12 protein-coding genes and 1 pseudogene are annotated in these 15031 nt (G+C 52.0%); 2 read left to right on the top strand and 11 right to left on the bottom strand.

Annotated features, from left to right (window positions below):
* Positions 1-22 precede the first annotated feature (22 nt).
* The 3 genes and pseudogenes from ACFO9Q_RS07335 to ACFO9Q_RS07325 all read right to left on the bottom strand — a co-directional run.
* Positions 23-133 (bottom strand): annotated as a pseudogene (locus tag ACFO9Q_RS07335) (sigma factor-like helix-turn-helix DNA-binding protein); the annotation flags it as partial.
* A gap of 39 nt (positions 134-172) precedes the next feature.
* Positions 173-1744, bottom strand: coding sequence for a phosphoenolpyruvate carboxykinase (ATP) (pckA, locus tag ACFO9Q_RS07330; protein ID WP_379180242.1), 1572 nt, complete (start codon positions 1742-1744; stop codon positions 173-175).
* A 31-nt stretch (positions 1745-1775) separates the two neighbouring features.
* Positions 1776-3071 carry a Glu/Leu/Phe/Val family dehydrogenase gene (locus ACFO9Q_RS07325; RefSeq protein ID WP_379180240.1) on the bottom strand — a complete coding sequence of 432 codons (1296 nt, stop codon included), beginning with the start codon at positions 3069-3071 and terminating at the stop codon, positions 1776-1778.
* 247 nt (positions 3072-3318) lie between these two features.
* Between ACFO9Q_RS07325 and ACFO9Q_RS07320 the strand changes: the two genes are divergently transcribed.
* Positions 3319-4794, top strand: a complete 1476-nt coding sequence (locus ACFO9Q_RS07320) for a sigma-54 interaction domain-containing protein (protein ID WP_379180238.1) — start codon at positions 3319-3321, stop codon at positions 4792-4794.
* A gap of 334 nt (positions 4795-5128) precedes the next feature.
* On the opposite strand, the gene sigK is transcribed toward ACFO9Q_RS07320, so the two are convergent.
* The gene (gene sigK, locus ACFO9Q_RS07315) at positions 5129-5827 is read right to left on the bottom strand and encodes an RNA polymerase sporulation sigma factor SigK (protein WP_379180236.1); all 699 of its coding nucleotides are present in this window, start codon (positions 5825-5827) and stop codon (positions 5129-5131) included.
* A gap of 187 nt (positions 5828-6014) precedes the next feature.
* Complete coding sequence (locus ACFO9Q_RS07310; protein ID WP_379180234.1) at positions 6015-7175, bottom strand: DUF2264 domain-containing protein; 1161 nt, start codon at positions 7173-7175, stop codon at positions 6015-6017.
* A gap of 163 nt (positions 7176-7338) precedes the next feature.
* On the opposite strand from ACFO9Q_RS07310, the gene ACFO9Q_RS07305 reads away from it, so the two are divergent.
* Positions 7339-8178, top strand: a complete 840-nt coding sequence (locus ACFO9Q_RS07305; RefSeq protein WP_379180232.1) for an AraC family transcriptional regulator — start codon at positions 7339-7341, stop codon at positions 8176-8178.
* 32 nt (positions 8179-8210) lie between these two features.
* Here the strand turns inward: ACFO9Q_RS07305 and ACFO9Q_RS07300 are convergent, their stop codons facing one another.
* From ACFO9Q_RS07300 to ACFO9Q_RS07275, 6 genes are all read right to left on the bottom strand, one after another.
* Positions 8211-8906 (bottom strand): S-layer homology domain-containing protein, encoded by a 696-nt coding sequence (locus tag ACFO9Q_RS07300; RefSeq protein WP_379180230.1) that lies wholly within the window; start codon positions 8904-8906, stop codon positions 8211-8213.
* Positions 8907-9095: 189 nt separating this feature from the next.
* A complete protein-coding gene (locus ACFO9Q_RS07295) occupies positions 9096-9938 on the bottom strand; it encodes a carbohydrate ABC transporter permease (RefSeq protein WP_379180228.1) in 843 nt (280 codons plus the stop codon).
* A complete protein-coding gene (locus ACFO9Q_RS07290) occupies positions 9928-10872 on the bottom strand; it encodes a carbohydrate ABC transporter permease (RefSeq protein WP_379180226.1) in 945 nt (314 codons plus the stop codon). Before ACFO9Q_RS07290 ends, ACFO9Q_RS07295 begins: the two co-directional genes overlap by 11 nt.
* 111 nt (positions 10873-10983) lie before the next feature.
* A complete protein-coding gene (locus ACFO9Q_RS07285) occupies positions 10984-12300 on the bottom strand; it encodes an ABC transporter substrate-binding protein (protein WP_379180224.1) in 1317 nt (438 codons plus the stop codon).
* Positions 12301-12434: 134 nt separating this feature from the next.
* Positions 12435-13211, bottom strand: coding sequence for a response regulator transcription factor (locus ACFO9Q_RS07280; protein ID WP_379180222.1), 777 nt, complete (start codon positions 13209-13211; stop codon positions 12435-12437).
* A 2-nt stretch (positions 13212-13213) separates the two neighbouring features.
* Positions 13214-14971, bottom strand: a complete 1758-nt coding sequence (locus tag ACFO9Q_RS07275; RefSeq protein ID WP_379180220.1) for a cache domain-containing sensor histidine kinase — start codon at positions 14969-14971, stop codon at positions 13214-13216.
* Between the last annotated feature and the right edge of the window lie 60 nt (positions 14972-15031).

Raw genomic sequence — 15031 nt, 5'->3', positions numbered from 1 at the left:
GCCAAAATGGCGGCATTCTTCGTTATCTCTTCACCTTATAAAACTCATGATAAAGCTTCATCAGCGCCCGCTTCTCTATCCGCGACACATACGAGCGCGAAATCCCAAGCCCCTTAGCAATTTCTATTGTGGTAATAAAGCCGCACGAAGGCGGCTCTCTGCTCCTGACTTGCTATCCTCTTAGTGGTCCACCGGCCTTCACAGCGTCATTCGTGCCAGCGAATCGCTCGAAGTTGCGGACGAACCGTCCTGCAAGCTCGAGAGCTTGACGGTCATACGCCTCGCCATCGGCCCAGCTGTCGCGCGGGCGAAGCACCTCGTCCGGTACACCGGCTACGTGCAACGGCACTTGCAAGCCGAACACCGGATCGGTGCTGAACTCGCCCTGCTCCAGCTCTCCGCTCAGCGCACTGGACACCATCGCGCGCGTATAATGCAGTTTAATGCGCTCACCCTGACCATAGACGCCTCCAGTCCAACCCGTGTTGATCAGGTACACACGCGAGCCGTGTTCCTCAATCTTGCGGCCTAGCATCTCGGCGTAAACGTTCGGGCTCAGCGGCAGGAACGGAGCGCCGAAGCATGCGGAGAAGGTCGTCTCCGGCTCGGTAACGCCGCGCTCCGTGCCGGCTAACTTAGACGTGTAGCCAGAGAGGAAGTGGTACATCGCCTGCTCCTTCGTCAGCTTAGCAATCGGAGGCAGCACGCCGAACGCATCGGCGGTCAAGAAGATAATGACTTCCGGATGACCTGACACTCCGGGGATGACCGCTCCTGGAATGAGTTCGATTGGATACGCTGCACGTGTATTCTCGGTCGATGTGTTATCCTCATAATCCGCGATACGCGAGTGAGGGTCAATCGCTACATTTTCAAGCACCGTACCGTAAGTAATGGCATTCCAGATTTGCGGCTCCTTCGACTCGGTGAGCCCGAAGCACTTTGCGTAGCAGCCCCCCTCGAAGTTGAACACCCCAGTGTCCGACCATGCGTGCTCGTCATCACCGATCAAGTGGCGGGTGGGATCAGCGGACAGCGTTGTCTTCCCAGTCCCCGACAATCCGAAAAACAGAGCGGTTTCTCCACGCTCCGAGACGTTCGCCGAACAGTGCATCGGAAGCACGCCTTTCAGTGGCAGAAGCGCATTCATGACGGAGAAGATCGCTTTCTTCATTTCGCCGGCATATTCCGTTCCACCAATTAACACGACGCGCTTCTCGAACGACACGATGATAAACGTCTCGCTCCGCGTACCATCCACCTCAGGATCAGCTTTCAACCCCGGCAGCGCCAACACGGTGAAGTCTGGCGTATGGACAGCCAGCTCTTCGGCGGACGGTCGAATAAACAGCTGGCGTACGAATAAATTGTGCCATGCATACTCGTTGATGAAGCGCACCTGAAGCCGATGGCGCTCGTCAGCGCCAGCGAAGCCGTCGAACACGTATAAGTCGCGGTCCTCCATGTAGCGTAGCGCCTTGCGGTACAATCGCTCGAACTGCACCTGTGAAATCGGCTGATTCACGCTACCCCAGTCAATCTCTCCTGTGAGCACGCCATCCTGCACGATGTATTTATCCTTCGGAGAACGCCCTGTGAAAACGCCCGTATTCACGCAAAGCGCACCCGTTGACGTGAGAACCCCCTCATTGCGTCCTAGCGCCGCCTCCAGCAGCTGCGCGACTGGCAAATTCCGTTTTGCCCCCGCCAGTCCTTTATGATCCGTTATTACGGCCTTTGCCATTTTCCTCGTCCCCCTTATCCCCTATCAAAAATTAAACCCAGCCCCGTAAGCGAGAAGCTTCTGCCATTCGGCGAAGTCCGACGATGTATGCCGCAAGCCTCATATCAACACGGCTTGCACGCGACGTGTCATAGACGTTATGGAAGGAATCGATCAGCATCTGATTCAGCCGTGTGTTCACTTCATCTTCCGTCCAGTAATAGCCTTGATTGTTCTGAACCCACTCGAAGTACGAGACAACAACCCCCCCTGCGCTTGCCAACACATCCGGCACAATGAGCACACCGCGCTCCGTCAAAATGTCCGTTGCCCGCTTCGTCGTAGGCCCGTTCGCCGCTTCCACCAGAATTCGTGCCTTAATGTCGTGCGCATTCGTCTCCGTAATCTGATTCTCAATGGCCGCAGGCACAAGAATGTCGCAATCTTGAACAAGCAGTTCCTGATTCGTAATTCGATTATCAAACAGATTCGTCACTGTACCAAACGAGTCCCGGCGGTCGTACAAATAAGGAATGTCGAGACCTTCCGGGTTATATAAGGCACCTATAGCGTCCGATATGCCGACCACCTTCGCTCCCGCCTTATGGAGGAATTTCGCAAGAAAGCTACCCGCGTTACCGAAGCCTTGAATGATGACACGCGCCCCGGCAATTTGCATGCCCAGCACCTTCGCCGCTTCGCGCATGACAATGATGACGCCTTGCGCAGTTGAGGACTCTCGCCCTGCAGAACCGCCAAGCACGATCGGCTTGCCGGTAATAAAGCCAGGGGCATCGAATTCTCGGATACGGCTGTATTCGTCCATCATCCACGCCATAATCTGCGAATTGGTGAAGACGTCCGGTGCCGGAATATCCTTAGTCGGCCCAACAATCTGGCTGACGGCACGGACGTAGCCGCGACTTAGACGTTCCAGCTCGCCCTGCGACATCGTACGCGGGTCACATTGAATGCCCCCTTTGCCACCGCCATAAGGCAGGTTCGTAATGCCGCACTTGATGCTCATCCACATCGACAACGCCTTCACTTCCTCCTCCGTCACCTCCGGATGGAAGCGAATTCCACCCTTCGTCGGGCCGATAGCGTCATTATGCTGAGCGCGGTAGCCCGTGAACAGCTTAACGGAACCGTCATCCATCTTCACAGGAATACGTACAGTCAGCAGTTTGAGCGGCTCTCTCAGCAGTTCATAATAGGCCTCGTTGTAGCCCATACGCGCGAGCGCTGTACGTATCACATCCTGTGTACGCTCGAATACGCTTAGTTTCTCTGCAGGTGTGGTGTCATTCTCATGAGGAAGCGCTTGCTGTGCAGCAGTAGTCGCCATAGGTAAGCCTCCTGTGTAGGTCACGGTTCTTGGACCGAGTTATTATAAGTTCCTGCCCTATATAGAGCAAAAACCGCGCCAACATATAGAAGCGGCATGGTTGTAAGCTTTTCTCCTCATGCACGGAAGAAAACAGCAAAAATATTTTGCATAAGTGCCAAATAATTTTGCGAATGATTGCAAAAAAATTTTGCATGCCCCTAACGATTTTATGCTACAATGCAAGAGCAAATGGAGGCGATCAGCGATGAATCAAGAAGATAGCGCAGGGCTACATCGTCTGCTGCTATACTATAAAGAAATGGCGAACAAGTTGAGCGAAGGCATTCATATTATAGATGCCCAAGCAATCACCGTCGTTTATAACCAAAAGATGATAGAGATGGAGTCGATGCTGGCGGAGGATGTGTTGGGGAAGCCGCTCCATCAGGTGTTTCATTTTCCGGAAGGTCAGGAAAGTACACTTCTTCTCGTGCTTAGACTGCAAAGGCCCATTCTCGGTGTGCGGCAAACGTACTACAACCGGAATGGCAAACGGATCACAACGCTGAACAACACGTATCCCATTATGGAAGGCAACGTGCTGGTTGGCGCCATGGAAATCGCAAGTGACGTCACGAAGATGATGAAAATGGTGCAGGGCAACTTGCTGCGGCAAGGCGCTGGATCTGGAGCCGGTGGGGGCTCGGCGTACTATACGTTTGATCAAATTGTCGGACAAAGTCCGCTGCTGGCCGAGGTCATTCAGAACGCCAAGCGGGCCGCGCGAACCTCATCATCCGTGCTTGTGGTAGGCGAAACCGGTACGGGGAAGGAGCTGTTCGTTCAAAGCATTCATCAGGCGAGCTCTCGCGGAGAACAGCCGTTCATCTCGCAAAACTGCGCCGCTCTGCCGGATACGCTTATTGAGAGCCTGCTGTTCGGCACGGTGCCCGGCGCGTTCACAGGAGCAACCGAACGTAAAGGTCTCTTTGAGCAGGCTGAGGGAGGCACGCTGTTTCTCGACGAGGTGAACTCGCTCAGCATGCCGCTGCAGGCAAAACTGCTTCGCGCGCTGCAAGAGAAAGTGATCCGCCGCATCGGCGATACGAAAGAGCGCCCGATAAACATCCGCATTATCGCTGCGCTGAACGAGGATCCAATTCGGGCGGTAGAGGGAGGACGGTTGCGCAAGGATTTGTATTACCGCCTCGGGGTTGTAACGCTATTCGTGCCACCGCTGCGCGAGCGCGGCCAGGACGTGCTGCTGCTCGCAAAAACATTCATCGCCCAATTCAACAGCGCCTTCGACATGAACGTGCAGGGGATAAGTGATGAGGTAACGAGCTTCCTGCAGCAGCATCAATGGCAGGGCAACGTTCGCGAGCTGCAGCATTTGATAGAGGGTGCAATGAATTTAATGGAAGACGAGCCCATTATGGAAATGCGGCATTTGCCCATTTATGAGACGAGCCGAATGGCAAAGCTGGGGGAGATGCGCCCCTTGCATGAGCACCAGCAGGCGGATGCTTTAGCTGCTCAGAGCGCACGGGACGCTAAGCACGCTTTGGCGTCATCCGCAGCAGCTGCCTCCCCCGGCACCCTCCGCGCCCGCGTGGACGCCTTCGAGCAGCGCTGCATCGAGGACGCTGTTGCCCGCAATAACGGCAACGTTTCCAAGGCTGCAACCGAGCTCGGGCTCAGCCGGCAAAGCTTGCAGTACCGGCTGCGCAAGCGGAAATAGATTAGGACGACTTTCGTTCATTCGAACAATATGTAGGTACCATTTGCTTTTGCGTCTAATTTTGCACGGTCTCCTGTTAGTTTGTTTAACTTACCTAGGTCTTGTGTGCGGTTCATCTCAACCTCAGCCTCCAGTGCAAAGCAAATATTCGAATTATACCATAGCAGTAGCTTCATAAGCCCCGGAGAGGAGTTTCGAGAATCATTAGTCATAAATAAAAAATCTCATTACTCCAAACATTCTGGCATGCTAGAAGTTGCTGCAACTACGGAGCGGAGTTAACAAAATTAAAAGACACAAACACCTGTTAACAAGTGTTTGTGTCTTAATATCATCATTTCTTCGCCTTATAAAACTCATGATACAGCTTCATCAGAGCGCGCTTCTCAATTCGACTCACATAGCTCCGCGAAATTCCCAGCTCCTTCGCAATCTCCCGCTGCGTCCGCTCATCGCCGCCGAGCTCCAGTCCGAACCGGCCGATGATGACTTCCTTCTCCCGATCGTCCAGAATGTCGAGGTTGCGATAGATTTTGCTTTTCTCTATCTTCAGCTGAACTTTATCCGCAACATCATCACTCTCTGTACCGAGAATATCTATTAAGGTAATCTCATTGCCTTCCTTGTCCGTGCCGATAGGATCATGCAACGATACATCCTTGCGCGTCTTCTTCAAGCTGCGAAGATGCATGAGAATCTCGTTCTCAATACATCGCGCGGCGAAGGTAGCAAGTTTGGTGCCTTTTCCCGTCTGGAAGCTCTCAATCGCCTTAATCAAGCCGATTGTCCCAATGCTAATCAAATCTTCCAGATCCTCTCCTGTATTGTCGAACTTCTTGACTATGTGTGCAACTAACCGAAGATTATGTTCAATTAAGAGATTACGTGAGTGCTGGTTGCCTTCGGCCATCAGCTTCAGATGCTTCATTTCTTCATCCTCATGCAGCGGCTGAGGAAATGCATTGTTTTTGACATACGAGACAAGAAGAGACAGTTGCTTAATGAACAGAGCGATTGCCGCAAATAAGCCCATGAACCGGACACCCCCACGTTGAATTGCCTGGAGGAGGAGACTTGAGCTTCCCCTCGCTCCCGGCGAACATTGAAGTCTGTTCTCTAGTCTATGTGGGCGGCGGCCTATAAGTGCATGTACGGCAGCGGCAGAAGTAATTATTCCTTAGGGTGACTACTCTGTATTATTCGCCAGCAGGCCCAGCAGCTCAGCGAAGAGCATGATCAATCGGGAATGACTGACCGCCCCACGCTCTAACCGAGGTCCAAGGCGCTGAGGGTTGCTGCCAGAAGTCGTCAGCCGGGGGGAGGCCAAGCGGCAGGAATACGGCCGAACATAAGTATAAGCTTCCAGTGGAGATGTAAGGCTCCCCGATCTCCTCCTGATGGCCGCACAGACCGATGGTTAACCACCCTTGGGAGTCGAAGTTGCCTGGCATGTCCATCGTTCTCCGGATCACCGCGGTTAGTGCGCTTCGCACTTGCCCCGGCGGCAGCTCCCCCGGAAGACGGTGCTGAAGCGACATCTGGGCTAGATGCTGCAGTGCGCCGAACCGATAAGCGAGCGACCGTCCAATCGGCGGGAATGTCCCTTCAGGCGAGATCAATCGTTCCTGTACAGCAGCATACCGTTCCGCTCTTGCCAGTACATTAGTCTGAATACTGAGCCAGTCCGAACGATCCGAAGCGAATACATCCAGCAAGTCAACAAGCATCGGCTGAATGACATAGCTGTTGTAATAATCCCAGTGATAGCTGGGCCCGTCCCCGTATGCCCCATCACCCTTGTACCACTGCTCGTGCTGCCTAATCGCATAATCAACGCGCATCTTATCATACTTCTCACCAAGCCGGTGTATGGCAGCCTCCACGATCCCGCTGAACAGCAGCCAGTTATTGTGATGGGGCTTGATATCGCGAGTGCTCTGCAGCGCCGCTATGACATTGCGCTTCACTCCTGACTCCAGCTTCTCCACAAGCTCTATCGGGGCACGAAGCAGTGCATGAGCGAGGAATGCTGCATCCACAACCGGCTGTTCCCCTTCGTTGAAGTTCATATAATCAGGAGACTTGGGATCCGTGCCTGCATTAATCGCTTCTCTAGCGAGTGCGGCATACTCTTGCCGCAGCTTCTCCTCTTCCCCTATGATAGATGGACATTCCAGCCATGGTGCCATTCCGCACAAGGAACGGCCCAGCGCTTCCAGACAGGTGAACAGCTCTCTGCCCTTCCTCCCCTCATGGACTGGAATAAGCTCCTTCAACTGTCTGTCACGCAGCGATTGATAGACAGGATCCACAATCGTTCTCATCGAATGCAGCCAATAGCTGCGGACCTCTTCGCCTGACTCCTGCTTATCATGTAACATTAGTTATTCATCCCCTCGTAAGTTAGGCCTATAATATCCAGCTCTTAGCGCTATTGTAGTTGCATCAGTAGAGGCTGAACATGCATAATACATAGGTACATGGACATTCTCTCGGTTAATAACCGGACACCAACCCTGCTTATGAGAGGACGAATGCTCACTTATGGGAATAACTGAGCCATGGACCTTCACGGTCCCCACTATTCTTCATATGGCTGATCGCCATACCTACCCTTCCTGGTCCGTCACTCAAGAGACCCGTTCGGACTACCATAATCTCATGTTCATCGTATCCGGATCAGGAACGGCCTATCGTGACGGGCAATCCACAGCCTTGCATCCAGGCATGCTGGTCTATCAGCCCAAGGGGGCTCACTACGGTTATGCGACGAATCCTGTCAATCTCATGCATTGCTATGGCATTAACTTCATCCTTACAGACCTGACGGGTGAGAGTTCTTCTCAAGCATCCGTTATAGACAGGAAGCACCTTCCTCTCCCCACATACTCTACGGTGTCCCGATTCGACACTATAGCCCGAATGTTCGGTGAGCTGGCACAGACTTGGTCTAATAAGCTGGACAATTCCATGATGAAGTGCAGAAGCTTGTTCATGCTCATTCTTCATGAGCTGCTGCAGCCTGACGTATTCCTCTCCGAGAATCATCCTTATCGTATTCGTATGAGACATGTAATGGATTATATCGAGTTGAACTATGCTCGTCCGATTACCCTCTCTCAGCTGGCAGAGTTAGGAGGTCTTTCCTCTTCCTACTTTGGACAAGCCTTTCGCGCGTTCACAGGCATGTCTCCTATTGAATACGTCAACCAGACCCGTCTCCTTATGGCCGCCAAGCTGATGGAGCAAGGGGTAAGTATTGGCGAGGCCGCTTCCCAGTGCGGCTTCCAGGATCCGTTCTACTTCAGCAGATTGTTCAAAAAAAAGAAGGGCATCAGCCCTTCCCTGTATCTTAAGCAACAGCAGTTCAAGCAGTTCTTCTAGTGCTGTCATGGAGTAACACGTTTCGCAGCTTATTAATTAGCTGCTGGCTCTGTATCCGTTTCTAACGATTCTGGTGCTGGATGTGCCTTAATATACTCTAAAGCGTTGTAGATCTGCTCCGCTGCTTCACCGCGTGTAAGCTCAGCCTTAGGGTTGAACTTCCCTGCCTCATCGAGCTTAACTACTCCGTAAGCGAGGGCGCGCTGCAGAGAGCCATCGTATTCAGGAGTAAGCAGCTCTTGATCCTTCACTTCTACCGGCGCTAGCTTAATCTCTGGCAGGTTCGCATGCTGCTCGATGGCGCTAATCAGTTGATGAGTGAATTCCTCACGAGTCCATTTGTCCGTTGGCTTCAGATCAGCCGGCAGCTCCAAGTTATTGACAGCCGCAATAATGAGTGTCTGAGCATACCATGCCTTGTTATCTGCATGCTTGAAGTAATCGGTAGCAAGCGGCTCCTTCACGAATCTCACTAGATCCAGATTAAGATCAAGAGCATTGACAATAAGCTGAACGCCTTGTGCTGCTGTAACGACGGCACCCGGGGCAAATTTGTCATCGCTGATTCCTTTAATTACACCCTGTTCGAACAGCACATTAATTTTATCCTCTGCAGGAGTTCCTTTTACATCTTGGAACGGGCTCGTGGCAGCGAAGGATTGTCCAGCCAGAGTAAGTGTCAGCACAGCAGCAGCCGTTACAGTCTTCCATTGCATCTTCTTCTTCATAGTCATCCACCTCTTCATGTATGTTGGTTGGTATTCCACTCCAATCTCTAGACGAGCCCCGTTGTGAAAAGTTGCCGATATGAAGAAAAAAAGTTTGTTACTTTATTATTGACTTTAAATTTTATAGCGAGAAAAACGGAAAGCCTTACATCCGCAAACGGATGTAAGGCTATTCAACATTTTATAACTTTACTTCATCCCCGTCATCGCCACGCCCTCAATGAACTTCTTCTGCGCGAAGAAGAATACCGTGAGCAGCGGCAAGGTGGCTACAACCGAAGCAGCCATAATGAGATGCCATTGTGTTCCGCTCTCCGTTGTGAACAGTGACAGAGCCAGCGGAATCGTGTACAGCTTGCTCGAGCTTAAGTAGACGAGCGGCTCGAAGAACTCGTTCCAGCTGTGCAGGAAGGTGAAGATCGACAAGGTCGCCATCGCCGGTGAGGCCAGTGGCAGCATGATCCTGTAGAAAGTCCGCCATGGCGTACAGCCGTCAATCTTAGCCGCTTCATCCAGATCATTCGGAATGGTGATGAAGAATTGTCGGCAGAGGAAGACGCCGAACATGCCTCCTGCCCCCAGCATAGGCGGGAAGATGAGCGGGAAGTGGGTATCCACGAGCCCCAGCTTGCCCAGCCAAGTGAACATGGGAATGGCGGTCACCTCCGTCGGAATCATCATGCTGCTCAGCAGGATGAGGAAGATCGTATTCTTGAACGGAAATTGCAGCTTGGCGAAGGCATAGCCGGCCAGAGCCGCGAAGATACACGTTCCCACTGTGACGACTACGGCGATATACAAGCTGTTGAACATATACAGGTGGAACGGCTGCAGCTTGAACAGATCAACATAGTTGCTCCAAGCGATCGGCTGCGGCCACCATTGCGGCGGGAACTGCAGCACCTTGCTGTATGGCTTCAGCGAAGTCGTTACCATCCAGTAGAACGGAGCCAGCATGATGAGGGTTACGCTCCATAGGATGAGATGCTTGGGCAGCTGCTTCAGCCACTTTTTCGCACGATTATTGTTCATGGTGCACCCACCTTTTGCGTACCGTCCACTGCAGCAGCGTCAGGACTAGAATAATGGCGAACAGAATGAAGGCAACTGCCGATGCATAACCGAACTCGTACATCTTGAACGCCTGCTCATAGATATAGTACACGAACACATACGTACTCGTACCCGGACCGCCGCCGGTCATAACGTAGATCTGGCCGAACACCTTCAGCGAGCCAATCATGGTGATGATCAGGACGAGGAACACCGAAGGGGTAATGAGCGGCAGCGTCACATTCGTGAACGTCTTCCATCTGCTGGCTCCATCAATCTTCGCAGCTTCGTAATACATTGTTGGAACGTCATTAAGCGCAGCGAGGAAGATGACCATATTCATCCCCAGCCCCTTAAGCAAGGTGACCAGGATGACGACGGGCATCGCCAGTTCCATATCGTAGAGCCACGCAGGCCCTTCGGCTCCGAACAGCTTGAGCACCGTATTAATAAGTCCATTATCCGTCTGGAAAATATACTTCCATATAATCGCCCATACGACAACGGAAGTAACAACCGGTGTAAAAATGGCCGTTCGGAAAAAGCTGATTCCGAATATCCGATCCTTAAGCAGCAGCGCCAGCCCAAGGGTAATGATAATATTAAGCGGCACAAGCCCTACCGTGAAGTATAAGGTGTTCGTTACCGTCTCCCAGAACACCGGATCCTCTGAGAAGGCTCTCCGATAATTAGCGAGTCCTGTAAATTCCAATTCCTTAATTAAGGACCAGTTGGTGAAGCTCATAGCAAAGGCTGCCACAATCGGCCCGAGCAGGAAGATCAAATAGCCTAACACCATAGGGGAAATAAAAGCGTAGCCGTACCACTTATCACTTGCCATCAGCTTGCTCTTCTGCTGCTTTTTCGGCGGGGCTAATGCGCCTGCCGTCGTGCCTTGTACTTTCGCACTCATCCTGATGAACTCACTCCTTCCGCTGCTAATCATTCTCTCTCTAGCTAGCTGGGCGTGCCCGCTCCAAGCCTCACCTAAGCTCGTCTTAGAACGGGCTCCCTTCCTAATCGATTACTTTAATAGCGGAGTGACTTCCTGCTCCATCTTGTTCAATACATCCTTGACCGAACCGCTCTGCGAGTAGAGATAATCCATAACCGTCTGAACCTTCACATCAATCTGCTGCCAGTTCTTATGAGATGGCTGTACACGTACGCCGCCATCAATACGATCAATTAGTGCAGCCTGAATGGCTTCAGCCGAAGGTTGCTCCGCAGCCTTCAAGAAGTCTTCCGAGCTAATGACCGACTTGCGGTTCGGTACGAATGTACCGGACAGCTCCGTCATTACTTCCTTGCCTGTCAGATACTTCAGCAATTCAACCGTCTCCTTCGGATGCTTCGTGCTCTCCGTAACGGCATATCCAGCAAGACCTACTGCGGTAGGGGCATCCGTAACCGGTCCTTGCGGCATTGGAGCGATATCCCACTCGAAGCCGGACGCTTTGCGAGCATTCGCTGCATAAGAGAAGTTATATCTTCCCATCGCGATTTTGCCTGATTCGAAGGTTGTCTGGTCACCTGGCTTGATGTGTACCTTGTCTTGGAAGATGGCGTTGTTCAGCATCGTCAGCACCTGCTCGCCTTCCGGTGAATTCAGGAGGAACTTCGTGCCGTCTTCGCTGAACAGATCAGCCCCGTAAGCCCAGATCGTCTCCATCAACGCATCCTGCCAGCCCTTCCAGCCGTTTGCGCCGAATAAGTTCAAGCCATATACGCCATTAGCTGGATCGGTTAGAGCAGCTGCCGCTTTAAGCATCTCCTCATAGGTCCATTTCCCTTCCTTATGCAGTTCAAGCGGGTTCTTCAGACCTTTGGCCTCGAACAAGGACTTGTTGAAGAAGATGACCTTCGGAGGGCTGGTGAAGGGAACACCGTACAGCTTGCCATCCTTGCGGAAAATATCCATCGAGCTCTCAAACAAATCTGCATAATCATATGCTGCATCCTCGGAAATTGAGCTAATGTCCATCAGCTGATTCGTCTCTACGAACTGAGGAATCATTCTCTCCGCCAGCCATACGAGATCAGGCGCAGTCTTGGACGCCATCATAATCGACAGCTTCTGCTGATATTCCGCGAACGGGATGAGCACAACCTCTACGTTCACGTTGGGATGCTTTTCCTTGTATTTAACCAGCAGATCCTCGAACACTTTTTTGCGTGCATCATCGCCCCATATTCCGAACTGAAGCTTCACTTCCTTCTGTTCTTCCGCGGCCGTGTTTTTCTCTACGTTCTCTGCCGGTCCCTCATTACTGTTCCCGCACGCAGCTAGCAGCGTCATTAACAGGAGCATGGATAATACGATGGCTAGATTTTTTTTCATCTGTCTATCCCCTCATTCCTCAAGGTGTGTTAACGCTTCCATGAAGCGTTTACAAGTTGATTATACTAGACCCCCTCGAGAGTGAGTAAGGAGGGGGATTATAGATACAGTTCGATTTATCGAGATGATTGCCCTTAACGCTTGTTCTTAATCGTCTCTCTGTATTCTCCAGGCGTCTGTCCAACGGAGCTCTTGAACACGCTCATGAAGTGCTTAGCATTGGTATAACCTGACATCTCGCCAACCTCGTAGATCTTCAGACCCGTGTCTCGCAGCAGCTGCTTCGCCTTCTCCATTCTGCACTCTGTTACATATTCAATGAAGTTCCGTCCTACCTCTTGCTTGAACAAGGCGGATAAGTATTGCGGATTAAGATGAACGATCGTTGCAATCGCCTGCAGGGACACATCCAGGTGCAGACGCTCTCGTACGAGCTCGAGTACACGGCGAATAACAGGATGTGACGCAGCCGCTTCAGGAGAGGGTGACTCAAGCGCCGCTGTCATGGGGTCGCTCTCTTCATTCCTGCTGCTGCCAGCCAGCTGTTGACGGATACGAGTTAAGTACTGAGACAATTCGACTCGATCAACAGGCTTCAGAATATAGTCCGATACCCGATTCTTCATGGCCCGCTTCGCGTATTCGAAGTCATTGTATCCGCTAATAATGAGAATCGGAAGATCAGGGAGCAGCTCCCTCACTTGATCAATGAGATCTAGGCCATTCAGCTCCTTCATTCGTATATCCGTAATTAACAGGTCGGGCGCCGCACTTGTACGAAGCCAGCCAAGCGCCTCACGCCCATTCTCGGCCTCCTTCGCCACGACGAATCCGCCAATTACCTCTTCAATCAGCTTCTTCAGTCCAGAGCGGATAGAAGCTTCATCCTCAACCAGAAGCACTTGCAGCATGCTTATTCCTCCCATTCGAATGGCATCCGCACGCAGAAGGAGCTTCCGCGCTCGGTGCGTTCCAGTGTGAGCCCGTATTCCGCTCCGTACATCAGCTGCAGACGCTGATGAACATTCCGAAGTGCGAAGCCTCTCCTACGCTGACCATAGGCCGGTCCTCCGCTGCTGCTGCCCGTCTCCATATCTCTGCGATGCAGCGATTGGATGAGCTGTGCAGCCCTCTCCGCCGACAGTCCAGCCCCGTCATCCTGTATCCGCAGCAGAAGATCATCGCCTTGAGTATCTGCCTTAATGGTCATATGGACGACCCGGTCCTCCAGTGCATGATCAATGACATTCTCAATGAACGGCTGCAGCAGCAGCTTCGGGATCCTTGCACCATACAAGGAAGGATCGACATAGATCTCCGTTCTAAGACGATTGTTCAAGCGATAGGACTGAATCTGCAGATAAGCTTCACAGAAGCTGAGCTCGTCGCTTAACAGGACGAATCTCTCCTCATGGTCAACTGTGTAGCGCAAGAGTCTCCCAAGGCTCGTTACAAGCCCGGACAGCTCATATTGATCCTTCTGGATCGCCAGCATATTCATCGTCTCCAGCGTGTTGTACAGGAAGTGCGGATTCATCTGGCTCTGCAGGGCGGATAGCGCCGCATCCTTCTCCCGCAGCTTCGTCTCGTACACTTCCTTCACGAGATGCTCGAGCTCCACAATCATGCCGTTGAACGATTCAGTTAGTTGACCAATCTCATCCTGTGTCGTTACGGTTGCCCGCTCACTTAGAGCCCCTTGCCTGACTAGCTTCATCTTGCTCTGCAGATGGCGAATTGGCTTAACCAAGTGATTCGCCGACACAACAGCGAGCACACAGGCTGCGGCCAAGGAGAGGATCGAGATGAATGCGGTGAAGCGGCTTAAGGCAATAGCATCCTTGTGGAGGTCGGCCAGTGGAATATAAGCACTGATGGTCATTCCGGTATAGTCAGACACAGCTGAAGCTTCCAGCACCTCCTTCACTCCGTCCGGTTGCTCTTGCACAATAGCAGGATCGGGATACAAGACTTCGCCTTCGGCATTAACAATACGAAGCTTGCTGTTGGCTGTGAACTTCACCTGGGAGAAAATCTGCTGGAACTGCGAAGCTGGCAGATCGACGCTAATTATACCGATCCTTGCATAATGATTAGGATCTCGAAGTGCGCGAGCGATGGAGATGACTCGGTCTTCGCCGGGTGTATGATGATAGACCGCCTGATGCGGTTCTACGATGACAAGCCCTCCTTCTGCAGCGATGACCTCGTTCATCCACTCATTCCCTTGCTCTGTCCAGGTATTGCCAATGTCCATTCTGCCTTCACTGAACAAGGTGCCGTCATTACCGAACAGATAGATACCGCGAATCTCCGACCTGCTGAAGGAGAGAGAGGATAGGAACAACGTCATCTTGTTCTGCTCGCTAGCCGGCAGGTAGCTGTCTCCAGCATAAGGGCCGCTATGCTTATTCATAATGCTGAGTACTGCTTCATCGTACAACGGAGCGAGCGTTAACCGCTCCATCTCCTTCACATATCGGTCCAGATTGAACCGAATCTGCTGAGCCAGCTGATCGGCGAATTCCCCTGATGTTCGTTCCACATCACTTGTATATCTGGAATAGGTGATGGCTCCGCTGACGGCGAACGGGATAATAATTAAGACGACGAACAGAATAATGAACTTAATTCTTAGAGGCAGGAATGGCCCTGTTAGCTTCCTCATCATCCCCCGCGCCCCCTTCTGTACCCCATATTTATGTAAAGGAAGGAAGGACTCGGCACGGTA

It is taken from the genome of Paenibacillus sp. GCM10023252 (assembly GCF_042653305.1).
Lineage (GTDB): Bacteria > Bacillota > Bacilli > Paenibacillales > Paenibacillaceae > Pristimantibacillus.
This window is presented reverse-complemented; position numbering and strand designations above follow the sequence as displayed.